We start from the raw sequence: 23,932 nt of genomic DNA on the forward strand, positions 1-23,932 counted from the left end.
AGAATATTTTTATTGTTTCATTAAGTTCATGATAATAAAGGAAATGTTTGTTTTTATGCGATCAATTAAAGGAAAGGGTTTTCAAGCTTTTCAGGCTGTTTTTATCGGTTAAAGTGTGACTTGCGTTAACTTTTAATTCTGCCGCTTTAGTTAGTATTCTCACGCCGGTACATATTTTGAGATAACAACAGCGCCGGTCCCGCAAGCGGGATAACAATTTTATTTGTAACGAAGGAATATGGTTTATGGCTACCAAGAAGAAGACAGACCAGGATCTCCAACTGGATAAAGATCAGCTCAAGGCGAGTATCGTGCGTCACCTGCGTTCTACCTTGGGAACAAGCGAACAGAAAGCCTCTCCCGAAGCGTGGTGGAAAGCCACTGCTGCGGCTGTCAATGAACAGGTGTACGAGCGCCTGACCCGCACTCAGCAGACTCATTTCAAGAAAGATACTCGTGCGATTCACTATCTCTCTGCTGAATTCCTGATGGGACGATTGACTTCCAACAACCTGCACAACCTCTCCCTCTACAAGACTTGCGAAGAGGCGCTGGGCGAACTCGGTCTGGAACTGACCGACCTGTGCGAACAAGAGCCGGACATGGCACTTGGCAACGGCGGCCTGGGTCGTCTGGCTGCCTGCTTTATCGACTCGCTGGCCACTCTGAACTATCCGGCGGTTGGTTACGGTATCCACTACGAACACGGTCTGTTCCGTCAGGAAATCCAGGATGGCCGCCAGATCGAGCGTCCGGACTCCTGGCGTGAATATGGCAACCCCTGGGAGATCTGCCGCCCCGAGTCGGTGCAAGAAGTGCCGCTCTATGGCTACGTCGAGACCGTGTTTGGTGACAATGGCGGCCTGAAGAAGGTATGGCACGCCGGTCGCAAGATTAAAGGGGTGCCTTGGGATATTCCGGTGGTCGGTTTTGGCGGTCACACCGTCAACATCCTGCGTTTGTGGGAATCCCGCGCCTCCGAGTTTTTCGACTGGGACGTGTTCAACGCCGGTGGTTACATCGACTCCCAGGCTGAGAAAGCCCAGGCCGAGACCATCTCCAAGGTGCTGTATCCGAACGATGAGACCGATGCAGGTAAAGAGCTGCGTCTGATCCAGCAGTACTTCTTCTGTGCTTGCTCCATCAAGGACATCATGCGCCGCTACAAGCGGGTCCATGGCAGTGACTTCAGCAACTTTGCCGCGCAAATTGCCATTCAGCTCAACGATACTCACCCGACTGTCGCCATCCCGGAACTGATGCGGGTGCTGGTTGACGAGGAAGATCTGAACTGGGATGCCGCTTGGGCTATCTGCTATCAGGTCTTCTCTTATACTAACCACACTCTGCTGCCGGAAGCGCTGGAGAAGTGGTCGGTCAGCCTGTTCGAGAAAGTACTGCCTCGCCATCTGGAGGTGATTTACGAGATCAACGCCCGCTTCCTGAACGAGTTGGTGGAGCCCAAGTGGCCGGGCAACGATGCCATCAAGGCCAAGCTCTCCATCATCGAAGAGGGAGATGTGCGCAAGGTTCGCATGGGCAACCTGTGCGTGATCGGTTCGTCCAAAGTGAACGGTGTGGCCGAGATCCACTCCAAGCTGGTGAAGGAAGATCTCTTCCCCGAGTATGCCGAGCTGTGGCCGGAAAAAATGTGCAACGTGACCAACGGGGTGACCCCGCGTCGCTGGCTGCTGGCGTGCAACCCGGAACTGGCTGGCCTCTACAACGAAGTAGTGGGCAAGGAGTGGCCGCTGCAACTGGACAAACTGCGTGGCGTGGTGAAGTTTGCCGACGACAAGGCGTTCCAGCAGCAGTTCATGACCATCAAGCGTCACAACAAAGAGAAGCTGGTCAAGGTCATCAAAGACGAAACCGGTATCGATGTCAGTGCCGAGGCGATCTTTGACGTTCAGATCAAGCGTCTGCACGAGTACAAGCGCCAGCAGCTGAACCTTATTCACATCATGGCGCTCTATCGTCGCCTGCTGGCCAACCCGGACTATGACATGCACCCACGCGTGTTTATCTTCGGCTCCAAAGCTGCGCCCGGTTACAAGCTGGCCAAAGACATCATCTATGCCATCAACAAGCTGGCGGATCGGGTCAATAACGATGCTCGTATCCAGGGCAAGCTGAAAGTGGTGTTCATGCCGAACTACCGCGTGAGTCTGGCCGAGAAGCTGATCCCGGCAGCAGATGTCTCCGAACAGATCTCTACTGCAGGTTATGAAGCATCCGGTACCGGCAACATGAAGATGGCACTCAACGGTGCAATCACCATCGGGACGCTGGATGGAGCCAACATCGAGATCGCTGAAGAGGCGGGTGCCGAAAACTGTGCCATCTTCGGTCTGAACGTGGACGAAGTGAAGTCGCTGAAGGTGCGTGGTTACAACCCGTACGACTTCTACTATGCCAACTCCGAGCTCAAAGCCGTGCTGGACTGGTTTGATACCGACTACTTCACGCCTGGCCGTCCGGGTGAGCTGGCCTCCATCAAGCGCTCCTTGCTGGAAGGGGGAGACCCTTACCTGACCCTGGCGGACTTCCAGTCCTACTCGGATGCACACAAGCTGATCGATACCTGGTATCGGGATCCGGCACTGTGGGCGAAGAAGGCCATCATCAACTCGGCCACCATGGGCAAGTTCAACTCCGACCGCTCTATTCAGGACTATGTGGATCGGATCTGGGATCTGAAGGCCTGCAACATCGGCTAATCGGATTCATAAATGAGAAAACCCCCGCAATGCGGGGGTTTTTGTTTATTGGGGGGAGCTGGATCAGAGGATATCGCCAACGAAGTAGGCCAGCAGGGCGAGCAGCACGGTAAAGACCACGTTCAGAGCCATACCGGCTTTCATCATCTCCCTCTGGCGGATGTGGCCACTGGCAAAGACGATGGCATTGGGCGGCGTGGCGACTGGCAGCATAAAGGCACAGGAGGCACCGATAGCGATCAACACAGACATCACCACAGGTGATACACCCAGCGCCTCGGCGACACCGGCAAACAGGGGAACCAACAGCGCGGCGGTGGCGGTGTTGGAGACCAGCTCGGTCAGGAACACCACGAAGGCGGCCAGCATAAGCAACACGACAAAAATGTTGGCGTTGGAGAGCACGGCCGACAGATGGCTGGCCAGGAAGGCGCTGGTACCAGTGGCCTTGAGAATGGCGCTCAGGGTCAGACCGCCGCCAAACAGCATCAGCACGCCCCAGTCGGTGTTCTGGTTGACGTCATCCCAGCTGGCGACACGGCTGACCACGATGGCTACGATGGCGCCCATGGCAATCAGGGTGTCGAGTTGCGGAATACCGCCAAAGGCGTTGGAGATGGGTTGTGAGCCGATCCAGAGCACAACGGTGGTCAGGAAGATTGCCAGCGTCACTTTACGCTCGCGGGTCCAGTTGATGGTGACATCCTGGATCTCGACGCGGTGGCTGAGACGCGGGCGGGTTACCAGATAGAGCAGGGCAATGCCGCAGGGCATCAGGATCAGCACTACTGGAACACCGAATTTCATCCAGTCAGTGAAGCCAATCCCCATCTGGGCGGCTGCGATGGCATTGGGTGGGCTACCCACCAGGGTACCGATGCCGCCGATACTGGCGCTGTAGGCGATCCCCAGCAATACGAAGACGAAGGTGGCGCGCTCTTTTTGCTGTCGAGGCGTGCCAGCATACCGATCGCCAGTGGCAGCATCATGGCGGTGGTAGCGGTGTTGCTGATCCACATCGACATGGCGGCTGTGATGGTAAAGAGCAGGATCACGCCCCAACCCAGATGACCATTTGCCAGGTGCATCACCTTGCCTGCCATCAGGGTATCCAGTCCCTGTTTTGAGAGGGCTGCCGCGAGGGCGAAACCGCCAAAAAAGAGGAACAGGATCGGGTTAGCAAAATCGGTGAGGGATTTGCTCATGTCAAACACCCCGAGCACGGTAGCCAGCAGGGGTACCAGCAGCGCGGTGATGGTGACGTGCAGTGCTTCGGTCAGCCAGAGGATGGCGATAAAGACCAGAATGCCCAGCCCCTTGTTGACCATGGGGTCAAACGGGAGCCAGGCGAGCATGGCACAAAGTAGCAAAACATCCAGGATGACGATCCCTGATTTGATGTCCAGCCAGCGAGATGGAGCAGAGGGTACAGCTGATGTGTGCATAATGTTCTCTCGGTTAATTTATGGTTGTTTTTGTGTTGCCGAGATTACATCCATTCACTTGTTTGAAACAGACTCACATGTTGAAAATCAGCCTCTACTCACATACTCATTGATAAAAATGAGGAAATGAACACATAAATAAAACATGTGCGAAATATAAATCATACATCCATGAACTGTTCCAGCCACTGCTTGAACATGTTCTTGGGCAAGGATCCATTTATCTGGTTCACCAGTTTACCCTGTTTGAAGACCATCAGGGTGGGGATGCTGCGAATGGCGTAACGGGCGGCAATGGTGCTCTGCTGCTCGGTATCGACTTTGACAAAGCGCATCCGTGGTTCGAGTTCATGGGCAACCTCATGAAATACCGGAGCAAACTGCTGGCAGGGGCCGCACCAGCTGGCCCAGAAATCGACCACGACCGGGATATCTGAGTTGATCAGGGTATCGAAGTTATCCGCCTTCCCGAGGCAAGGGGTCTGGCTGAACAGGAGGGCTTTGCAGCGCCCGCATTTGGCAGATGTATCGATATGGGTAACGGGCAGGCGGTTCCTGGTAAAGCAGTGGCTACAATAAGTAGTGATAAATGACATAATTGGTTCCTTCTAAATCAGCTCTGGCCGGGGATATGATGAAAAGCCAGAATGAAGCAATCGCGAAACAATAGCGAAATATCAGAGCAATAACGGTAACACAGTGCCCAGCGGGAGTGGATAATTCCCCCTGGGTTCATTGCCTGACCGGATAATTCAGCGACCACCAGATGAGAGTCGAGACGGGATGAATAAAGGATCACGGAAAAACCGTGCTGTGCCAGGGCTGATTGTTGCCCTGCTGCTTGCCTTTTCGGGCTACTGCTGGCAGTCGCTCAGTCAGCAGCAGCAGGCCCACAACCTGAACGAAGCGGCCGAGGTGGTGCTGAACAGGATCAACGCCGATACCCTCTATCTGCTTGGGCGGGAGCAGGCCAATGACAGCAATGTCCAGCAGCGCCTGAACCAGTTATCCATCACCCTTGACGGTTTTGTACGGGAAGTCAGAAGCGATCCCGAGCTGGTGCAAGACGACCTTTCCCAGGCTCTGCTTGATGACATGGACAACTATCTGATGGCGCTGGCCAGGCTTCATGCCATTGAGATGGCTATCGAGTACCTCAATGCGCCCCTGCAGGCCCAGATTAAAAAGGTGCGGGGGATAAGCCCGTCAGACAGTGCTCTCCATCGCGACCTGGAGGAGTTGGCGCAACTGAGCAACTATCTGCAGCGCAGTTGGGACAAACGTGAACAGACTACGCTGGACCAGCTGCAACAGCAGTTGCAATCCCGTTATGGCAACTTGCCGGAGATCGCCACCCTGATCCGCCTGAGCAAGGAGATGAGCCAGCAGGTGATTGCTTATCACACCTTGCGTTACCAGCTCATCGACATGCATGTGATCGAGAGTCTGGTGCGCTGGAAACTCGACAAGCTGGAGCGCGCTTCCTCTTTGATGAACCGCTTCTATCTGATGGTGTTGTGCGGGGCCTTGATCTGCTTTGCGCTGGTGGCCTTCACCCTGTGGCGCCGCAACCAGAAGCTGAGCGAGTTGTCGCGCCAGACCGGCTTGCTGGCCCAGGCCAAAAGCGATTTTCTGGCCAACATGAGCCATGAGATCCGCACCCCCATGAATGCCATTATAGGTTTTAGCTCGCTTGCACTGCAGACTGAACTGGATCAACAACAGCGGGACTATCTGGGCAAGATCAAATCCTCATCCGATACCCTGCTGCTGCTGATCAACGACATCCTTGATTTGACTAAGGTGGAGTCAGGCAAGCTGACGTTGGAGGAGATCGACTTCGATCTCAGCGAGCAGCTCGATTCGCTGGCGGGCATGTTTGCCGATCTGGCGGAGCGCAAACACGTGGAGGTGGTTATTCGCAAGTCACCGGAGGTGCCGGTCTTCTTGCGTGGGGATCCCCTGCGATTGGGACAAGTGCTGGTCAATCTGGTGAACAATGCCATCAAGTTTACCGAACGCGGTGAAGTCGAAGTCTGCATCGAGCTGGCCAATCCTCACCCAATGCGGATCCGCTTCAGTGTGCGCGATACCGGCATCGGCATTGCCGAAGAGAAGCAGACCCAACTGTTTCAGGCGTTTACCCAGCTGGAGGCGGGCAATACCCGCAAATATGGCGGCTCGGGTCTTGGGCTCAATATCTCCCAGCGGCTGGTGGAGCTGATGGGGGGGCGGATCACCGTAGAGAGCAAGCCTGGCGTCGGCTCTCTGTTCAAGTTCGATATCCCGATGGCGCAGGCGGTCTACGGCGTGGCTGGACGGAAAGTCTTCTTCGAAAACCAGCCGCTGGTGATGGTGATGGATGACAACGAACTGGTGCTGGATCTGGCCCGGGACATTCTGACTCGCGCGGGAGTGCGGGTGCTGCCGGTTAACTCCCTTTCCCGTGCCCGTCAGCTGCTCCGTGAAGAGGGACCGAATCTGCGGTTGGCGATCCTCGACTGGCGCATGGGTCAGGAGGATGGGCTCGATCTGGCGCTGGAGATGTATCAGCACAGCCAGTGGCGGCGGATCCCCATCCTGATGATCAGCGCCTGGGCCAGAGAGGGGCTGCACGCCCGGATGGACAGCATGGGGCTGACCCATTTTCTGCCCAAACCGATGACCGAAAATGCCCTGCTGGCCAAGGTGGACGAACTGCTCAACGGTAGCTCTTACGAGCTCAACCTGCGCAAGGCCGAGGCACAGGGGGATCAGCAACACTTCAAATCCCTGTTGCAGGGTACCCGAGTGCTGTTGGCGGAAGACAACCGGGTCAATCAGCAGCTCATCATCGAGTATCTGCGGCGCGTCGATGCGGTGGTGTGTGTGGTCAGCAATGGTCGGGAGGCGGTGGAGCGGGTCGCCGAGCAGCCTTTTGACGTGATCCTGATGGATTTGCAGATGCCGGTGCTGGACGGACTCGATGCCACCCGCCAGATCCGCAAGATGGTCGACAAACACGATGTGCCCATCATTGCCCTCACCGCCAGCGCCATGCCCGGTGACAAGGAGCGTTGCCTGGGGGTGGGGATGAATGGCTATGTCACCAAGCCGGTGAGCAAGCTGGATCTCTACAACAACCTGCTGCAGTGGGTAAAGCCGCAAGGGGTAGAGCAGGCGGGGATCATGGAGGTTAAACCGCCGGACATGATCGGGATCCTCGATCTGCAGGATGCCCTCAAGCGGCTGGAGCAGGACAAGGAGGCGTTGCAGATCCTTTTCAAGCTGTTCATGTCGGAACACAAGGACGACCTGTGGGAGATCCGCTCCGCCCTGCGCCGTCAGCAGCCCGAGGTGGCCAGCAAGCTGCTGCACACCCTCAAGGGGGTGTCGGCCAATATCTCGGCGGCCCGTCTGCAATTGGTGGCTGGCGAGCTGGAGTGGCGCCTGCGGCAAAACGAGGTGCTAAGCGAGTCAGATCTGGAGCAGTTGCAACAGGTGTTCAGCCAGACCCGGGAAGAGGTGTCACACTTCCTGTTGACCGGTGAGCAGCATGAAAATTCGTATAATCCCTATTCATCAGGGGATGATCGCATGTCACAGTGAATTAAATAGTAATTATTCTCAACCATCCCGGTTCGGGATATGATGAGCTTTCGTTCGAATCGCCTCCAGCCGGAGGCGATTGTTTTCATTCTTCTATTTCTGCGTGGCTTCTCTGATGGCCGCTCCTTGGAGCGGTCACGGGCAGAGAGCGCTAAAGGTTGGTGGTGTGAGCGTATTTTTACGATTGAGCTGGTTTTTCAAGGAGCAGTGGCCCCGTTATCTGGCCGCCATCTCCCTGCTGCTGATGGTGGCCCTGTTGACCGTGATTCCGCCCAAAGTGGTGGGCTGGGTGGTGGATGGCATCACCAAGGGTGGTCTCGACAATGGTACCCTGATGCGCTATCTGGCGGGGCTGTTTGGTCTGGGTGTGCTGATTTATCTGCTGCGCTACGTCTGGCGGGTGATGCTGTTTGGTGCCTCTTACCGTCTGGCCTATGTGTTGCGCAATCGCCTTTTCAGCCATTTCACCCGGATGAGCCCCGATTTTTATCAGCGCCACCGTACTGGCGATTTGATGGCCCATGCCACCAATGACATTCAGGCGGTGGAGATGACCGCTGGCGAAGGGGTGCTGACTCTGGTGGACTCCATCATGGTCGGGGTATTGGTGCTCTCCATCATGTGCAGCCAGTACTCCTGGCAGTTGACGCTGGTCTCCTTGCTGCCGCTGCCGGTGATGGCCTATTTCATGAACCGCTTCGGCACCCAGATCTACACCCAGTTCAAGGCGGCGCAAGGGGCCTTCTCCAGGCTCAACAACAAGACCCAGGAGGCCCTTTCCGGCGTGCGGGTGTTGAAATCCTATGCGGTTGAATCGCTGGAAGATGAAGGCTTTGCCGAGCTGACCAAACAGGCGGGGGAGCGCAATATGGCGGTGGCCCGCATCGATGCCAAGTTCGATCCGGTCATCTATCTCTGTATCGGTTGCTCCTACTTCCTCGCGGTGGCGGGGGGCAGTGTGCTGGTGCTGCAGGGTGAGTTGACCCTGGGTGAGCTCACCAGTTTCACCATGTACCTTGGGCAGCTGATCTGGCCGATGTTTGCCATCGCCTGGCTGTTCAACATCATCGAGCGGGGCAGCGCCGCCTACTCCCGTATCGAAAGCCTGCTGGGGGAGCGCAGCGATATCGAAGAGCCCGCCCAGCCGGCCGCGTTTACTTCTGCCTTTCCTTTGCAGATCAAAGGGGTGAGCTATCAACTCGAGCAGCGCACCCTGCTTGCGGATATCGACGTTACCCTCAAGCAAGGGGGGATGCTCGGGGTGGTGGGGCGCACCGGGGCAGGCAAGAGCTCCCTGCTCAAGCTGTTGATGCGCCTTGCCAATCCGACTCACGGTTCGATTGTCATGGGTGGCGTTCCGATTGACCAGCTGCCGCTCGCCACACTGCGCAGCCAGTTTGCCTATGTGCCGCAGGAGCCATTCCTGTTTTCCACCACTATCGCCGCCAATATCGCCCTGGGCAAACCCGATGCGATCCGCGAGGAGGTCGAACGGGTGGCGCGCATTGCCTGTGTCCACGATGATATTGTGCGTTTCCCCAAGGGTTATGAGACCGAGGTGGGGGAGAAAGGGGTGACCCTCTCCGGCGGCCAGAAACAGCGGCTGGCCATTGCCCGCGCCCTGCTGCTGGATGCGCCCATTCTGGTGCTCGATGATGCGCTCTCGGCGGTAGATGCCCACACCGAGCAGCAAATTCTGCATGCCCTCAAAGCCCATCGTCGCACCCTGATCCTGGTCAGCCATCGCATGACGGCGGTGGAGCAGGCCGACGAGATCCTGGTGCTAGAGCAGGGGGCCGTTAGCGAGCGAGGTCATCACGGTGCCCTGATGGCGCACAATGGCTGGTATGCAGATATGGTGCGTTATCAGCGTCTCGAAGAAGCGGTGGAGGAGAGCCTGTGAATCCGACCATTAAACGACTGCTCGCCTACTGCGCCCAGTATCCTCGCTGGCTGATCCAGGCGGGGATTTGCCTGCTGCTCGCCACCGGCGCCGAAGTGGCCGGGCCGCTGCTGATCAAGCTCTTTATCGATGACTATCTGGCGCCTCGCAATATCGTGCTGCCCACCATAGCCCTGATTGCAGCGGGCTATCTGGGCTTGCAGGTACTCTCGGCGGCGGGCTTCTATTTGCAATCCCTGCGCTTTAACCGTATCGCCCAGGCGGTGGTGCAAACCTTGCGCGAGCAGGTGTTTGCCACCGCCATCCGCTTGCCGGCCCGCTACTTTGACAAGCATCGCTCCGGCTCGCTGATTTCCCGCATCACCAACGACACCGAGGCGATCATGAACCTCTATGTGCAGGTGATCGGCTTGCTGGTGCAAAAAGTGGTGCTCTTGTGCGGCATCCTCATCTCGATGGCGCTGCTGGATCTGCGGCTGATGCTGGTCTGCTCCCTGCTGCTGCCCGCAGTGGGTGGGGTGATGTGGCTCTACCAGAAACTGAGCGTGCCGGTGGTGCGAGCGACCCGCAGTCTGCTCTCCGACATCAACAGCCGCCTCAACGAGTCGCTGCAGGGGATGCCGGTGATCCAGGCGATGGTGCAGGAGCGCCACTTTGCCAACGCCTTTGCCGAGGTGAACCAGCAACACTGGTCGGCACGGATCAAGAGCCTCAAGATCAACGGCATTTTGCTGCGTCCGCTCATCGATCTCTTCTACATGATGGTGCTGATCGGCCTGTTGGCGCTGTTTGCCCATGAGGGGGGGAGCCACGCGGGTGCTATTCAGGTAGGGGTGCTTTACGCCTTTATCAGCTATCTGGGGCGGATGATCGAGCCGCTCATCGAGATGACCAACCAGCTCAACCAGTTGCAGCAGGCGATGGTGGCGGGGGAGCGGGTCTTTGCTCTGCTCGATGAAACCCGCGAAAGCACCGAGGGCGAGATGATCCCGCTGGAAGGGCGGGTCAGTTTCGAGCGGGTGAGCTTCTCCTACGATGGCGAGCAGCAGGTGTTGCGGGAGGTCAGCTTTGCCGCAAAACCGGGCCAGATGCTGGCGCTGGTGGGCCATACCGGCAGCGGCAAGTCCACCATCATCAGCTTGCTGATGGGCTTCTATCCGCTGGATCAGGGGCAGATCCGCTTCGATGAGCACGCACTGGATACCCTGTCGCTGGCGGCGGTGCGCCGCAGCATCGGGCTGGTGCAGCAAGATCCCTTTATCTTCGTCGGCACTCTGGCGGAAAACCTGCGTCTCGGTCGGGCCGGAATAGACGACGCGCGGCTCTGGCAGGCGCTGAGCGAGGTGCAGCTGGCCGAGTTTGTGCGCAGCTTGCCACAGGGGATCAACACCCTGATGGAGGAGGGAGGCAAGAACCTCTCCGCCGGTCAGCGGCAACTGCTCTCCTTTGCCCGCGCGCTGGTGGGGGATCCGCGTATCCTCATTCTGGATGAAGCGACGGCGAGCGTGGACTCCCAGACCGAGCTGGCGCTGTCGCAGGCGATCTCTGCTGCCCGTCGTGGCCGCACCACCATCGCCATCGCCCACCGCCTCTCGACCATCGTCGATGCGGACGAGATCCTGCTGCTCTCCCGCGGTCAGGTGAATGAGCGGGGTACCCATGGTGAGTTGATGGCCCTCGGCGGCCATTATGCCCAGCTGTTCGAGATGCAGAGTCAGGGGGCCTGGCTGGAAGAGAAGCGCGCCTGAGCGGCACATTTGCTGTAACGGCGACATGAACGAAAAGAGGGAACCGGTGCGGTTCCCTCTGTTTTTTTGGGTTGGGCAAAAGGTCGTAACCGTGATCCCTGTGCTTGTCGAATGGCGTAGATGCAGGCAACATGTTGTTTACATTAACTCATCGGATCAGTTCGCATATGGATTTGCAACGCTTCAAAGCCAATCTGGCGCTTCGGCTGTTTGCCTGGCGCTACATTCCCGTCATCGGGTTTTGTGCCCCGATCATCGAAGAGATGAACGCCAAGGCGCTGCGCATTCGCATTCCCCTTGGCTGGCGTACCCGCAACCACCTGGGCAGCATGTATTTTGGCGCGCTGGCGACCGGCGCCGATCTGGTAGGTGGTCTACTGGTGATGGAGAAGGGGCGGCAGCGGCGCAAGAAGGTGCACTTTGCCTTCAAGGATGTGCAGGGGGAGTTTTTGAAACGACCGGAGGGGGATGTGCAGTTCGACTGCGCAGCGGGGGAGGAGATTGACGCCATGATCGATGAATCGCTGGCAAGCGGTCAGCGCATCAATCGCCCCATCCGGGTGGTGGCCACCTGTCCGTCATTGAACGGGGATGAGGCGATGGCGCGTTTTGTGCTGACCCTGTCGATCAAGGCCAGCTAGCGGGTTGCCGGAGAGTGGCTCCCTGAACCGGGTTTAGCCAATCTCCGGGCTGACGCCCTCTTTCACCACGACCTTCATGCCGTTGAAGTTGACCACCTGTTCGGCCACGATCTTGCAGCGCTTGCGGGTCTCGACCTGACCGTCCACCTCGACCAGCCCTTCGGCAACGAGGGCTTTGGCGGCGCCGCCACAATCGGCCCACCCCTGATGTTTGATAAGGTCACACAAGGCAACGAAGGGGTGACCTTCGAGCAGAAACGTCTCCATGGGAAATCCTCTAGATGGATGAATGCCGGATACAGCAGGGCGACTATTTTAGGCAGTTCGCTCAGGCAAAGAAAGGAAGAGGGGCCACTCGCTGCGAAAAAGTGGCCGATTGTCCTTAAGGTGGCGCTTTCGCAAGACCTGATGGAGAGGTGAGAGGGCCACCCGTGACGTATCGTGACGCACCTCGTCCCTGCTGGTGTGCCCACACTCTCCCTTGACTGTTAGGATCGGGCCACTCTCAATGGCCCAAGGAACTTTCCATGACACTCTCCCGCCTGCTGCTGGCATGCAGCGCCCTTACTCTGTGCGGTGTTGCGCAGGCCAGTACTCCGGTGCAGGTCTCGCTGCCCGGGGTCAATTTGCCCGCGTCCCATCAGGTGGAAGGAGCGCGCGCCTCGCTGCTCTACGGTCGGACCGGTCAGGTGAAGGGTATTGATCTGCCGATCTTCGCCCTCTCTGATGTGGATCAGTTCAGCGGCCTGCAGCTCGGGGTATTCCTGGGGGCTGGTCGGGTGCGCCACCAGTTTGGCGGGGTCGCCATCAACGCCATCAACTGGCACGAAGGGCAGGATACCGGCGTCAATCTGGGGCTGGTCAACCTGACCAACAATGTGCAGGGGCTTAACTGGGGGGCGGTCAATATCGCCAAGGGCAATGCGCTGGCCAACGTCGGCTTCGTTAACTATGCCGAGCGCACCACCTTCCAGATTGGTTTTATCAATGCGACCAAGCACCTCGATGGCTTGCAGATCGGGCTGGCCAACTATGCCGCCAACGGCGTGTTCCCCATTCTGCCGCTGGTGAACTTCCAGAAATCGTTCTGACCAAGGCAGTTCGCTTTGCGTTAAAGGCATCTGCTGATTACCCTGTGCCTCTTGCAACTTGTGACAGGCGAACAGAGGTAATTGATGACGGCAGGGCAGATGAGCGCAATCGGGATCGGCTGGGATGTGCGTGGCTGGCAGGGCAGTGCCCAGGCGGTGGCCGTGGTGGGCTGGCAGGCCGAATCCAACCGCCTGCACTGGCTCGGGGTGTCGCCGCTGTTTCGTCTGAGCTCGCGGGTGGCGCCAGATCTGGCCGCTCTGCTGCGTCCCGCCCTGCAAAATGAGCTGACCCTGATGCAGGTAGAAGCCTGCCCGCAACTGGCGCTCGGTATCGATGCGCCGCTCGCCTTTCCCCGCGCCTTGCGGGATCTGCTCAACGGCCAGCCACACAGCTGCGCCGTGCCCGAGCGGGAGATAGACAACCCCTATGCCTATCGCGACTGCGAGCGCTGGCTGTATCAGCAGTACTGCAAGAAGCCGCTGTCGGCCACCTTCGATCGGCTCGGTAACAATGCAACCCTGGCGCTCTCCATGCTGCCGCGGCTCTCGGATCTGCAACTGGTGCCGACCGTTGCCCCGAAGGCCAGTCGTGCCGTGCTGGAGGTCTATCCAGCATTGGCCAAAGTGGGCGGTAAGGCCGCCCCGGCACGGCCCGAGCTGGCGGCGCTGCTGCCTGCGGATGTGCTGGTCGGCACCGATCGCTATGATGCGGCGCTCTGCGCCCTGATGGCGCTGCAATATGCCGCTGGTGGCAAGGTGACGGTATTACCTGAGCTTATTTCTCCACCCGGTGACATGCCGTGTGATGAGGGATGGATCTATCACTTTGCCCGTCATGCTGTAGAGCAGAGCGGCATGTGACGGACGGACGCGGCGCATCATGGCTCCGCTCACCTTGTCGACGTGGGCCAAATGGCGTAAAAAACCTGTCTTTAGTCAGGAAATTGCCTGTTCATCCCGCGCCAAGGTGGCGCATCGTTATCTTCATCCGATATATTGCCCACCTTGCTGATCCTTTGCTGTGGTATTCCCGATGAAATCCGTTCTCTCTATTCAGTCCCACGTGGTCTTTGGTTGTGCCGGCAACAGCGCTGCCGTCTTCCCCATGCGCCGCCTTGGTATGGATGTATGGCCCATCAACACGGTGCAGTTTTCCAACCACACCCAATATGCCCAGGGGTGGCAGGGGATGGCGATGCCGGCGGGTCATATCAGTGCGCTGGTGAAAGGATTGGGCAATATCGAGGTGTTGAGCCAGTGTGACGCCGTGCTGAGCGGCTACCTTGGCTCCGCCGAGCAGGGGGACGAAATCCTGACCGTGGTCAACGCCGTCAAGGCGGCCAACCCCGATGCCATCTACTTCTGCGATCCGGTGATGGGTCATCCGGAGAAGGGGTGTATCGTCGCTCCCGGCGTCACCCGTTTCCTGACCGAGCAGGCGTTGCCGGTGGCCGACATGATGGCCCCCAACCTGCTGGAGCTGGAGACCCTCTGTGATACCCATCTGGCTGATCTGGATCAGACCCGCGCGGCAGCCCATCAGCTGCTGGCCCGCGGCGTCAAGCTGGTGCTGGTCAAGCATCTCGGTCGTGCGGCGCAGGACTCCAGCCGCTTCGAGATGCTGCTGGCCACCCCGCAAGGGGATTACCTGATTGCCCGTCCGCTTTATGACTTTGCCCGCCAGCCGGTGGGGGTTGGCGATCTTATCAGCGCCCTGATGCTGGCCAATTTGCTGGCCGGTCACGATGCGGTCAGCGCGTTCGAGCGCACCAACGCCTCGGTGGATGCGGTGCTGCAGGAGACCTGGCGCCAGCAGGCTTACGAGCTGCAACTCATCGCCGCGCAAGATGCCTTCGCCCTGCCAGAGGTTGCAGTGCGAGCGGTGAAACTGCCCTGAGTCAACGCGGACTTTCGTCTATCCCGACAAGGGGTGGGATGCAGATGAAAAAGGCTTGCCAATGGGCAAGCCTTTTTACTGTTTGCCTATTTAGTGCGGCAAGCAATCAGATGCGGGGATGGCGGAGGCGATAACGCTCAGCCATGGCATTGGCCGCTACCAGGGCGGCGTAGACATCCTGTTCACTCACTGTCATCGGCATGTTGCCCATGGTATCGAGGGGATCGCAGGCCAGCTGCGCCACCTTGCGCCACTCGCTTTCATCAAAGTGGGTGAGCCCCAGCTCTTGCAGCGTCATGGGCAGACCTGCACAGTCGATGATGCGAAACACCTCATCAAGTTCATGTTGTGGGGCGCGCTCAAGCACGAGTTGGGTCAGCAGGCCGAAGACCACCTTCTCGCCATGCTGGGCACGATGGAGCTCCGGGATCAGTGACATGCCGTTGTTGACGGCATGAGCTGCGGCCAGTCCACCGGCTTCTGCGCCGACCCCGCTGAGGTAGATGGTGGCCTCGATAACCTGCTCCAGCGCCGGAGTCGAGACATGGTGGCGTATCGCATCCATGGCCAGCTCGATGTTCTCACCAAGCAGCTCGTAACAGAGCTGTGCCAGACCAAGGCCAGTGCGTGAAGGGCGCTTGCCGACCAGATTGAGCCCGTCCGCCCGATAGCAGGCGCGCGCCTCGAAATAGGTGGCCAGGGCATCGCCAACGCCTGCGGAAAAGAAGCGGGGAGGGGCGGCGGCAATGATGGCCGTGTCAGCCAGCACCACGTCCGGATTTTGCGGCAGGAACAGATAGCGTTCAAATTCACCCGCCTGGTTGTAGATCACCGCCAGCGCCGTACAGGGGGCATCCGTGGAGGCAATCGTCGGGAACAGCACAACCGGACGGCGCAGATAGAAGGCCACGGCCTTGGCGACATCCAGCGTCTTGCCGCCGCCGATCCCGACAATCACGTTCGCACCATATTGCTCTGCAAGGTGGGTCAGGCGGTGGATCTCCTGTTCGGTGCATTCGTAGCGAAACTTGTCGACCACTCCCCTGAGGCCTGCCTGCAGGAGCCCCGCCAAAGCTTCTTCCCGTACCCGCTCCAGAATGAACTCATCGCTGATGAGCAACGCATAGTCACCAAAATCTTTAACGTGCTCATGGAGTTGTGGGAGAAGGTGTTGACCGATGATGAACTTTTTGGGGGAGGTAACTGTACGGGGCAAAGTGGGCATCCATTATTCCTCAAGGCAGTGAACAACATAGATTTGATTATCAAATGGGTCTCTCACGATACGCCTGATGAGGCAATAGATGAAGAAGAAAAGGGGGGCGTTTTAATCATTAATTAATCTTTCTGTTTGTTTGGTTGTATTTTGGGGCGAGCAATTGGCGGTGTTGAGACATGCAGGAGCAATGGCCGTATCGTGGCAATCCGTCGCAAGCCATATTGCTGCAACAAACAGTCACGCTGGCAACAAGCAGGTCCGCTTGGTGCGGCCCTGCTGTATTTGGATAAGGGATAGGGGATGGTCAGAGCGGTTTTTAGAAGATGACGGTCGCAGCAAGGGAGCCATCGGCGTTGCGTGCAAAGCTCGGGATCTGGCCCGCCTCCAGATAGCCGAGTTGACGATAGAGGTGGGAGGCCACATCACCGGCGCGAGTATCCAGCACCAGCAGCGAACGGCCCGCGGCATGGGCGCCTTGTTCCATTGCTAGCATCAGCGCACGACCGACACCTTTACCTCTCGCCGTTTGCAGTACCATCAATTTTTCCACTTCGGCCCGGTGGCGACCGTTGGCCTTGCCACAGAGCGCGAGCTGAACCGCTCCCACAATCTGTGGTTGCTCAAGGGCAAGCCACAGCTTGCGGTGACCTGCCGCCAGATCAGCTTCAACTCCTTGCCAGTAGCGGGTAGATTCCTCCGTGGTCAGCGGCGGTAAAAAACCGACCGAGGCGCCGCTATCGACACAATCTTGCAGCAGGGCGATGAGCGCGCTTTGGTAGGTCGCTGCGCTATTAACTTCCACAATATCCATCTGACATCCTTGTCGTTGCGATGTTATGTGGCTGATTGCCACCGTTGGTTCATATGCGGTAGGTACTTATGCTCGCCGCGAGTACGGCTAGTCAGCGGATCAGCTCCTGCTCAACCAGCCAGGTAAACAGCAGGCGGGAGACGGGGGAGAGCTCATCGAGGTGAGAGCTATCGAGCCAGCGCAGCTCGGCAATTTCGGCCGAGGCGATTGGGGTGCCGCTAGCTTCGCCGGTGTAGCAGCGCAGTCTCACCTCGACACCTGCCGGTTTGCCATCGGCCTGGGCGTTGAATTCGCAGGCAAAGCGCAGGGTGTCGGGTTGCAGGGTGACAGCCAGCTCCTCCTCAATCTCGCGGATCAGCGCCGCCTCGTCGCTCTCGCCCGGTTCCCGCTTGCCGCCCGGGATGTAATAGATGCCCTTGCCGTGGGAGCGGGCGCAGAGCAGTTGCTGATCTTTAAAGGTGAGCCAGGCGAGTTTGTCTATCATCCGTTTTCTCTCCAATGGGGTTGCCGTGATGAGCAGTGGCGCATTCAAGCGCACAGTTGTTTTGCATGCCGGCAGCCTAACAAAGATGAAGTTGAGTCCCAAGGAGAAAGAGGGGAGATGCCGGAAACGCACTGTTTCCAACGCGGTGACCGCGTAGCTGAATGAGTGCGCAATGGCTGGTTCACCACAGCCTTCTCGTCCCTAAAAAAGCGCACTGGCGCACATCACTACAGGGCCGGACTGGGCGAAGGCGGGGTCCTTGTGGTTTAATCTTGCCACTTTAGCGGTAGTAGGCGACGAGCCTGCTACCTTGCGTTGGCAAGATGCAGGTGAGCAAGATGCAGATAGCAGCAGAGAGCAAGTTTATCGGACTCGGGGTCGCGGGCAATTTCGCCGGTCATCTGGAGCAGGCGGGCGAAGCATCGGACTTCGTAGCGGTAGTCGTGCGCGACACCACGGCGCCCAAGGCGCTGTTTCCCTTCTTTGTGCCGGGCCATCCGGGTCAGCTCGGGGTATTCCCGTTGAGCGACAAGGCGATCTTCCTGCCGGAAGCGGCGGTCAGCGGTGACGAGAAGGTGCAGATCGAGCCGGAAGTAGCCCTCTGGTGCGAGCTGGAGTATGCCGGCAAGCAGGTGGTGGCGATCCATCCCCGCGCCTTTGGTGCCTATAACGACTGCTCCATCCGTCGTCCCAACGCCAAGAAGATCAGCGAGAAGAAGAACTGGGGCGAAGAGAGCAAGGGGTTGGCGGCCAAGCTGCTGCCGCTTTCCAGTTTTGCAGCTGGTTGCGAGCTCGATGACTATCGTATCGCCTGCTATCTGGAGCGCGATGGCGAGCTGCACGCCTACGGGGTAGACAGCGCCGCCATCGACTACAGCTACTTCCACGGCAAGCTGCTCGACTGGGCCATCGACAAGTTCAATCATCAGCAGGATGAAGGGCCGGCGGAGCACATTCAGGGACTGCTGGCGCAGGCGGGACATCCTCCCCATGCGCTCATCAGTATCGGTGCCACCCGCTATACCCCGTTTGGCGAGACCCACTTCCTCAAACCGGGCGACACCTCCTGCGTGGTGGTCTATCCGGGCAGCCGTTATAGCGAAGCGGATATTCGCGAAGCGATCTGCAGCCGCAACTTTGGCGCTGATATGTCGGTGCTGCTGCAGGCGGTGCAGGCGCGTTAATCACCGTTGCCAGCGGGAAGGTGTCTCTTCCCGCTGGTTATCATATCGAGTCATTTCATGACGATTGTTCCGGTATCCCGGGCTGATTATCCGGCCCTGATCGATCTGTGGGAGGCCTCGGTGCGGGCGACCCACCACTTCCTGCCAGAGGCCGAGATCCTCGCGCTTAAACCGCTTATTCTGGAGCACTACTTCGATGCGGTGACACTGCACAGTGTCCGCACAAAAGAGAGGCAGATTACGGGTTTTAGCGGAGTGTACGAGGGCAAGCTGGAGATGCTGTTTGTGGCTCCCGAGGCGCGCGGCAGTGGTGTGGGGCGTTTGCTGGTGGCACATGCCATCAGCCAGTGCGGCGCGACGCAGGTTGACGTCAACGAGCAGAACGAACAGGCGGTGGGCTTTTATCTGAAGATGGGATTCACCGTGACGGGTCGTTCGCCGCTGGATGGTCAGGGCAAGCCCTATCCGCTGCTGCATATGGCGCTGGCGCCGACCTGATCGTGCCTGATGAGGCGCAGTACCCATAAACCAACGGGGGGGGCATCAGCCATCCCCCGTTTTTTTGATCGTGTTTGTTACTTGCTGGCGACCTTGTTCACCACCTGGATCAGCTGATAGCGCACGGAGGGAGCATCGGCCGGCACATCGGTGAGCTGCTCCTTGCTGACAGTGAGCTGGTAGCGATAGCCAGGCTCGAACTGGAAACCTTCAATATTTTGGTAGAACAGCGTCCAGGGCTGCTGCTCATCACTGCGAACCTGCATGCACTGCATTGGGCCAACTCCGACGCAATCGACCAACTGGCTGTTGATATAGAGGGTCTCCCCCTGTGACGAGGCGGGGGTGCTCTGGCAGGCGGTCAGCAGCAAGGCTGCGCTGATAAACAGTGGTTTCATAATGGACTCCTTAACGCGAAAGGGGGCATTAGAGCGGCAAACAAAAAGGCGGTCAATGACCGCCTTTGTAACAAACCATATCAGCGCAGTGGTTAGCGCTGCTCGAGTGGAGTGAACTCGCGCAGCGGGTGGCCTACGTAGAGCTGGCGTGGGCGACCAATCTTGCTGTCCGGGTCTGAGTGGAACTCGTTCCAGTGGGCAATCCAGCCGATGGTGCGGGAGATGGCGAAGATCACGGTGAACATGCTCATCGGGATGCCGATCGCCTTCATGATGATACCGGAGTAGAAGTCTACGTTCGGGTAGAGTTTCTTCTCGACGAAGTAGGGGTCGGAGAGCGCAATACGTTCCAGCTCCATGGCCACGTCCAGCAGCGGATCCTTGATCTGCAGCTCGGTCAGTACTTCGTGGCAGGTTTCGCGCATCACGGTGGCACGGGGGTCGTGGTTCTTGTAGACGCGGTGACCGAAGCCCATCAGACGGAACGGATCATTCTTGTCCTTGGCCTTGGCGATGTACTCGGGGATGCGATCCACCGAGCCAATCTCTTCCAGCATGCGCAGGCAGGCTTCGTTGGCACCACCGTGGGCCGGTCCCCACAGGGAGGCGATCCCCGCGGCGATACAGGCGAACGGGTTGGCACCGGAGGAACCAGCCAGACGAACGGTGGAGGTGGAGGCGTTCTGCTCGTGATCCGCATGGAGGGTAAAGATTCGATCCATGGCGCGTTCAACGATGGGGTTGACCTTGTACTCTTCGGTCGGCACGCCAAACATCATGTGCAGGAAGTTACCGGCATAGGAGAGGGCGTTACGCGGCTGCATGAACGGCTGGCCGATGGAGTACTTGTAACACATGGCTGCCAGAGTCGGCATCTTGGAGAGCAGACGGAAGGCACAGATCTCGCGATGCTGCTCGTTATTGATGTCGAGGGCATCGTGATAGAAGGCGGAGAGGGCGCTGACTACACCGCACATGATGGCCATGGGGTGGGAGTCACGACGGAAGCCGCGGAAGAAGAAGGCGATCTGCTCGTGCACCATGGTGTGGCGGGTGACCAGGCGTTCGAATTCGGCATATTGGGCCTTGGTCGGCGCTTCGCCGTACAGCAGGATATAGCAGACTTCCAGATAGGTGGCCTGGGTGGCCAACTGGGCGATGGGGTAACCACGGTGCAGCAAGACACCCTGATCCCCGTCAATGTAGGTAATGGCAGATTTGCAAGAACCGGTGGCCATAAAACCGGGGTCAAAGGTGAAATACCCCTGTGATCCCAATTTTCTGACATCGATAACATCCGGGCCGATGGTGCCGGAGAGGATCGGCAGTTCGACCGGATCTTTTCCGGGCAGGTGTAGGGTGGCTATCTTATCAGCCATAGCACGTCTCCTTTGCTCTTTATAATTTGGTTCCAGTCCTACTCTATTACGACTTTTATGACGCTGGCAAAGGTTGTTACCCATACCGAAGTGGCTGGAGCGCCTTATTTGAAACAGAGTTCCTTATCAATGTCAATTTTGCTGAAACCCCATTAATGGCATTAATGAAATGTTAAATTAAATATGCGATCGAGTTTGCGGTTTTGTGTTTTCTTTGTAGCTAATTGATTGTCTTCGGTTAAGGCCGCCGATATACTGCGCCACGTGGGTCATGGCTGCGGGTGTTTGAAACGCTTTGGCAAAGCCTGATGTGAAACCGAAAACTCGCGTTTTGGCTTTTTCAGAGTGTTTTGGTAACAAAAAACCAACAATCACCATTCCGTGCCCTCAAGTGTGAGTTAAAACAATAACTAACGTGCTCAATGGAGCTGAGTGGGCAAGCGTGAAAAACAAACAGAGACCGGTCAACCTCGACCTACAGACGATCAGCTTTCCTGTCACTGCCATTGCATCCATCCTGCACCGTGTTTCAGGGGTCATTACCTTTGTTGCACTGGGCATCTTGCTGTGGATGCTTGGTACTTCACTCGCCTCTCCCGAAGGGTTTGCAACCGTGGTTGCCATCATGGACAACTTCCTGGTCAAACTCGTGCTGTGGGGGATCCTGACTGCGCTGGCATACCACATTGTGGGCGGCTTGCGTCATCTGGTCATGGATATGGGCTATTGGGAAGAGCTGGAATCCGGCAATCAGAGCGCCCGCGTGGCATTCGTGATCACCGCGATCCTGGCTGTATTGGCGGGAGTGCTTGTATGGTAACCAATTCTGCAACCTTCGGGCGCAGCGGCGTTCACGATTACATCCTGATCCGCGCCACCGCCCTCATCATGACCTGTTATGTCCTCTATCTGGTGGGCTTTGTCGCGTTCAACGACATCACCTACGAGGTGTGGTCAGGCTTCTTCGCCAAAACATTCACCAAGGTATTCACCCTGTTGACCCTGCTCTGCGTACTGATCCACGCCTGGATTGGTCTGTGGCAGGTGCTGACTGACTATATCAAGCCGGTAGGGCTGCGCGGGGCGCTGCAATTTGCCCTGGTCGTGGTGCTGTTTGTCTATCTGATGACGGGTTTCGTCGTGCTGTGGGGTGTGTAAGGTGACTATTCCAACTCGTGAATTTGATGCGGTGGTGATTGGTGCCGGTGGTGCCGGTATGCGCGCCGCGCTGCAGATTGCCCAGTCCGGCAAGAGCTGCGCTCTGTTGTCCAAGGTTTTTCCAACCCGTTCTCACACTGTTTCCGCCCAGGGCGGGATCACGGTTGCGCTGGGCAATGCCCACGATGACAACTGGCAGTGGCATATGTATGACACGGTAAAAGGTTCCGATTACATCGGTGATCAGGAAGCCATCGAGTACATGTGCAAAACCGGCCCCGAGGCTATCTATGAGCTGGAGAACATGGGGTTGCCCTTCTCCCGTTTCGACAACGGGTCTGTCTACCAGCGTCCGTTTGGTGGTCAGTCCAAGAATTTCGGTGGCGAGCAGGCTGCCCGTACTGCCGCTGCGGCCGACCGTACAGGTCACGCCCTGCTGCACACCCTTTACCAACAAAACGTCAAGAACAAGACCACCGTCTTCTCCGAGTGGTATGCGCTGGATCTGGTGAAAAACCAGGATGGCCATGTGGTGGGTTGTACCGCCATCGACATGGAGAGCGGTGAAGTGGTCTACTTCAAGGCCAAGGCCACCGTGCTGGCGACTGGCGGTGCCGGTCGTATCTACCAGTCCACCACCAACGCCCACATCAATACAGGTGACGGTGTCGGTATGGCGCTGCGCGCTGGCGTCGGCGTGCAGGATATGGAGATGTGGCAGTTCCACCCGACCGGCATCGCCGGGGCAGGGGTGCTGGTAACCGAAGGCTGCCGTGGTGAAGGCGGCTATCTGCTCAATAAAGATGGCGAGCGCTTCATGGAGCGTTATGCCCCCAACGCCAAGGATCTGGCCGGTCGCGACGTGGTGGCCCGCTCCATCATGATCGAGATCCGCGAAGGTCGCGGTTGCGATGGTCCCTGGGGCCCGCACATCAAGCTCAAGCTGGATCACCTCGGCAAAGAGGTGCTGGAATCCCGTCTGCCTGGCATCTGCGACTCTCTCGCACCTTCGCACACGTAGATCCGGTCAAAGAGCCGATCCCGATCATCCCGACCTGCCACTACATGATGGGCGGCGTGCCGACCAACGTGAATGGCCAGTGCCTGACTCAGGACAAGAACGGCAACGATGTACCGGTGGTCGGTCTGTTTGCGGTGGGCGAGATTGCCTGCGTCTCCGTACACGGTGCCAACCGTCTGGGTGGCAACTCCCTACTGGATCTGGTGGTGTTTGGCCGCGCTGCCGGCATGCATCTGGTCAACACCCTGGGCGAGATGGATCACGGCCGCGATGCTTCCGAGTCGGATCTGGATGCCGCACTGGCCCGCTTCAACCGCTGGGAAAATTGCCGTGACGGGGAAGACCCGGTGCAGATCCGCAAAGACCTGCAGCGCTGCATGCAGAACAACTTCTCCGTATTCCGCGAAGGTGCGGCGATGGCAGAAGGGCTGGCCGAGCTCAAGGTTATCCGCGAGCGCCTCAAGTCAGCCCGTCTGGATGACACCTCCAAAGAGTTCAACACCCAGCGCATCGAGTGCCTGGAGCTGGACAACCTGATGGAGACGGCGTTTGCCACGGCGGTTGCCGCCAACTTCCGTACCGAGAGTCGCGGTGCTCACTGCCGCTTCGACTTCCCGGATCGCGACGATGAGAACTGGCTCTGCCACAGCCTCTATCATCCGGACACCGAGTCCATGACCCGTCGCGCTGTCAACATGTCACCCAAGACCCGTGAGGCGTTCCCGCCCAAGGTCCGGACTTACTGAT

At 58.1% G+C, this 23,932-nt stretch carries 19 protein-coding genes and 2 pseudogenes; 13 read left to right on the forward strand and 8 right to left on the reverse strand.

Annotated elements, in window-relative coordinates:
* Positions 1–245: 245 nt before the first annotated feature.
* The gene (locus tag ACTG2W_RS00780) at positions 246–2,720 is read left to right on the forward strand and encodes a glycogen/starch/alpha-glucan phosphorylase (protein WP_042083396.1); all 2,475 of its coding nucleotides are present in this window, start codon (positions 246–248) and stop codon (positions 2,718–2,720) included.
* Between the two features lie 63 nt (positions 2,721–2,783).
* Here the strand turns inward: ACTG2W_RS00780 and ACTG2W_RS00785 are convergent.
* Positions 2,784–4,165, reverse strand: a pseudogene (locus ACTG2W_RS00785) (SLC13 family permease).
* A gap of 161 nt (positions 4,166–4,326) precedes the next feature.
* Positions 4,327–4,761, reverse strand: coding sequence for a thioredoxin TrxC (gene trxC / locus ACTG2W_RS00790; RefSeq protein WP_069555989.1), 435 nt, complete (start codon positions 4,759–4,761; stop codon positions 4,327–4,329).
* A gap of 187 nt (positions 4,762–4,948) precedes the next feature.
* Here trxC and ACTG2W_RS00795 point away from each other — a divergent pair, with 187 nt between their 5' ends.
* From ACTG2W_RS00795 to ACTG2W_RS00810, 4 genes are all read left to right on the forward strand, one after another.
* Positions 4,949–7,753, forward strand: coding sequence for a hybrid sensor histidine kinase/response regulator (locus ACTG2W_RS00795; RefSeq protein ID WP_106843804.1), 2,805 nt, complete (start codon positions 4,949–4,951; stop codon positions 7,751–7,753).
* Between the two features lie 166 nt (positions 7,754–7,919).
* Positions 7,920–9,656 carry an ABC transporter transmembrane domain-containing protein gene (locus ACTG2W_RS00800; protein ID WP_106843805.1) on the forward strand — a complete coding sequence of 579 codons (1,737 nt, stop codon included), beginning with the start codon at positions 7,920–7,922 and terminating at the stop codon, positions 9,654–9,656.
* On the forward strand, positions 9,653–11,404 hold the full coding sequence (locus ACTG2W_RS00805) for an ABC transporter transmembrane domain-containing protein (protein WP_106843806.1): 1,752 nt from the start codon (positions 9,653–9,655) through the stop codon (positions 11,402–11,404). The genes ACTG2W_RS00800 and ACTG2W_RS00805 overlap by 4 nt, the downstream gene beginning before the upstream one ends.
* A gap of 167 nt (positions 11,405–11,571) precedes the next feature.
* A complete protein-coding gene (locus ACTG2W_RS00810) occupies positions 11,572–12,045 on the forward strand; it encodes a DUF4442 domain-containing protein (protein WP_005352552.1) in 474 nt (157 codons plus the stop codon).
* Between the two features lie 33 nt (positions 12,046–12,078).
* On the opposite strand, the gene ybcJ is transcribed toward ACTG2W_RS00810, so the two are convergent.
* Positions 12,079–12,312 carry a ribosome-associated protein YbcJ gene (ybcJ, locus tag ACTG2W_RS00815; RefSeq protein WP_005361116.1) on the reverse strand — a complete coding sequence of 78 codons (234 nt, stop codon included), beginning with the start codon at positions 12,310–12,312 and terminating at the stop codon, positions 12,079–12,081.
* Between the two features lie 260 nt (positions 12,313–12,572).
* Here ybcJ and ACTG2W_RS00820 point away from each other — a divergent pair, with 260 nt between their 5' ends.
* The 3 genes from ACTG2W_RS00820 (at position 12,573) to pdxY (ending at position 15,033) form a co-directional block, all read left to right on the forward strand.
* Entirely contained in the window at positions 12,573–13,136 is a 564-nt protein-coding gene (locus ACTG2W_RS00820) for a VC2662 family protein (RefSeq protein ID WP_005352548.1), read from the forward strand.
* 84 nt (positions 13,137–13,220) lie between these two features.
* Positions 13,221–13,997, forward strand: coding sequence for a DUF429 domain-containing protein (locus ACTG2W_RS00825; protein ID WP_106843808.1), 777 nt, complete (start codon positions 13,221–13,223; stop codon positions 13,995–13,997).
* A gap of 172 nt (positions 13,998–14,169) precedes the next feature.
* Positions 14,170–15,033, forward strand: a complete 864-nt coding sequence (gene pdxY / locus ACTG2W_RS00830) for a pyridoxal kinase PdxY (protein WP_019446110.1) — start codon at positions 14,170–14,172, stop codon at positions 15,031–15,033.
* A gap of 106 nt (positions 15,034–15,139) precedes the next feature.
* On the opposite strand, the gene ACTG2W_RS00835 is transcribed toward pdxY, so the two are convergent.
* The 3 genes from ACTG2W_RS00835 to ACTG2W_RS00845 all read right to left on the reverse strand — a co-directional run bounded on the left by ACTG2W_RS00835 (position 15,140) and on the right by ACTG2W_RS00845 (position 17,547).
* Entirely contained in the window at positions 15,140–16,258 is a 1,119-nt protein-coding gene (locus tag ACTG2W_RS00835; RefSeq protein ID WP_106843809.1) for a glycerol dehydrogenase, read from the reverse strand.
* A gap of 310 nt (positions 16,259–16,568) precedes the next feature.
* Positions 16,569–17,063, reverse strand: a complete 495-nt coding sequence (locus ACTG2W_RS00840; RefSeq protein WP_106843810.1) for a GNAT family N-acetyltransferase — start codon at positions 17,061–17,063, stop codon at positions 16,569–16,571.
* A 91-nt stretch (positions 17,064–17,154) separates the two neighbouring features.
* Positions 17,155–17,547 (reverse strand): NUDIX hydrolase, encoded by a 393-nt coding sequence (locus ACTG2W_RS00845; protein ID WP_069529935.1) that lies wholly within the window; start codon positions 17,545–17,547, stop codon positions 17,155–17,157.
* Positions 17,548–17,885: 338 nt separating this feature from the next.
* On the opposite strand from ACTG2W_RS00845, the gene ACTG2W_RS00850 reads away from it, so the two are divergent.
* The gene (locus ACTG2W_RS00850) at positions 17,886–18,731 is read left to right on the forward strand and encodes a DUF5718 family protein (protein WP_106843811.1); all 846 of its coding nucleotides are present in this window, start codon (positions 17,886–17,888) and stop codon (positions 18,729–18,731) included.
* A 57-nt stretch (positions 18,732–18,788) separates the two neighbouring features.
* Positions 18,789–19,229 (forward strand): acetyltransferase, encoded by a 441-nt coding sequence (locus tag ACTG2W_RS00855; RefSeq protein ID WP_106843812.1) that lies wholly within the window; start codon positions 18,789–18,791, stop codon positions 19,227–19,229.
* A gap of 77 nt (positions 19,230–19,306) precedes the next feature.
* On the opposite strand, the gene ACTG2W_RS00860 is transcribed toward ACTG2W_RS00855, so the two are convergent.
* Positions 19,307–19,627 (reverse strand): DUF4377 domain-containing protein, encoded by a 321-nt coding sequence (locus ACTG2W_RS00860; RefSeq protein ID WP_106843813.1) that lies wholly within the window; start codon positions 19,625–19,627, stop codon positions 19,307–19,309.
* Positions 19,628–19,719: 92 nt separating this feature from the next.
* Positions 19,720–21,006 (reverse strand): citrate synthase, encoded by a 1,287-nt coding sequence (locus tag ACTG2W_RS00865; RefSeq protein ID WP_005333572.1) that lies wholly within the window; start codon positions 21,004–21,006, stop codon positions 19,720–19,722.
* 442 nt (positions 21,007–21,448) lie between these two features.
* On the opposite strand from ACTG2W_RS00865, the gene sdhC reads away from it, so the two are divergent.
* The 3 genes and pseudogenes from sdhC to sdhA all read left to right on the forward strand — a co-directional run bounded on the left by sdhC (position 21,449) and on the right by sdhA (position 23,931).
* Entirely contained in the window at positions 21,449–21,826 is a 378-nt protein-coding gene (gene sdhC, locus ACTG2W_RS00870; RefSeq protein ID WP_021231296.1) for a succinate dehydrogenase cytochrome b556 subunit, read from the forward strand.
* Positions 21,820–22,164, forward strand: a complete 345-nt coding sequence (gene sdhD / locus ACTG2W_RS00875; protein ID WP_106843814.1) for a succinate dehydrogenase, hydrophobic membrane anchor protein — start codon at positions 21,820–21,822, stop codon at positions 22,162–22,164. The genes sdhC and sdhD overlap by 7 nt, the downstream gene beginning before the upstream one ends.
* A gap of 1 nt (position 22,165) precedes the next feature.
* A pseudogene (gene sdhA / locus ACTG2W_RS00880) lies at positions 22,166–23,931 on the forward strand (succinate dehydrogenase flavoprotein subunit).
* The last annotated feature ends 1 nt before the right edge of the window (position 23,932 follow it).

This window comes from Aeromonas sp. 96A (assembly GCF_051919165.1).
In the GTDB taxonomy this organism is placed as follows: Bacteria; Pseudomonadota; Gammaproteobacteria; order Enterobacterales; family Aeromonadaceae; genus Aeromonas; species Aeromonas veronii.

Coding starts and splice junctions, on each gene's coding strand:
- ACTG2W_RS00840 (WP_106843810.1), bottom strand. CDS start 17,063: ATGGATATTGTGGAAGTTAATAGCGCAGCGACCTACCAAAGCGCGCTC.
- ACTG2W_RS00780 (WP_042083396.1), top strand. CDS start 246: ATGGCTACCAAGAAGAAGACAGACCAGGATCTCCAACTGGATAAAGAT.
- sdhD (WP_106843814.1), top strand. CDS start 21,820: ATGGTAACCAATTCTGCAACCTTCGGGCGCAGCGGCGTTCACGATTAC.
- ACTG2W_RS00860 (WP_106843813.1), bottom strand. CDS start 19,627: ATGAAACCACTGTTTATCAGCGCAGCCTTGCTGCTGACCGCCTGCCAG.
- ACTG2W_RS00820 (WP_005352548.1), top strand. CDS start 12,573: ATGACACTCTCCCGCCTGCTGCTGGCATGCAGCGCCCTTACTCTGTGC.
- ACTG2W_RS00855 (WP_106843812.1), top strand. CDS start 18,789: ATGACGATTGTTCCGGTATCCCGGGCTGATTATCCGGCCCTGATCGAT.
- ACTG2W_RS00865 (WP_005333572.1), bottom strand. CDS start 21,006: ATGGCTGATAAGATAGCCACCCTACACCTGCCCGGAAAAGATCCGGTC.
- ACTG2W_RS00835 (WP_106843809.1), bottom strand. CDS start 16,258: ATGCCCACTTTGCCCCGTACAGTTACCTCCCCCAAAAAGTTCATCATC.
- ACTG2W_RS00845 (WP_069529935.1), bottom strand. CDS start 17,547: ATGATAGACAAACTCGCCTGGCTCACCTTTAAAGATCAGCAACTGCTC.
- ACTG2W_RS00825 (WP_106843808.1), top strand. CDS start 13,221: ATGACGGCAGGGCAGATGAGCGCAATCGGGATCGGCTGGGATGTGCGT.
- pdxY (WP_019446110.1), top strand. CDS start 14,170: ATGAAATCCGTTCTCTCTATTCAGTCCCACGTGGTCTTTGGTTGTGCC.
- ACTG2W_RS00850 (WP_106843811.1), top strand. CDS start 17,886: ATGCAGATAGCAGCAGAGAGCAAGTTTATCGGACTCGGGGTCGCGGGC.
- ACTG2W_RS00810 (WP_005352552.1), top strand. CDS start 11,572: ATGGATTTGCAACGCTTCAAAGCCAATCTGGCGCTTCGGCTGTTTGCC.
- trxC (WP_069555989.1), bottom strand. CDS start 4,761: ATGTCATTTATCACTACTTATTGTAGCCACTGCTTTACCAGGAACCGC.
- ACTG2W_RS00795 (WP_106843804.1), top strand. CDS start 4,949: ATGAATAAAGGATCACGGAAAAACCGTGCTGTGCCAGGGCTGATTGTT.
- ybcJ (WP_005361116.1), bottom strand. CDS start 12,312: ATGGAGACGTTTCTGCTCGAAGGTCACCCCTTCGTTGCCTTGTGTGAC.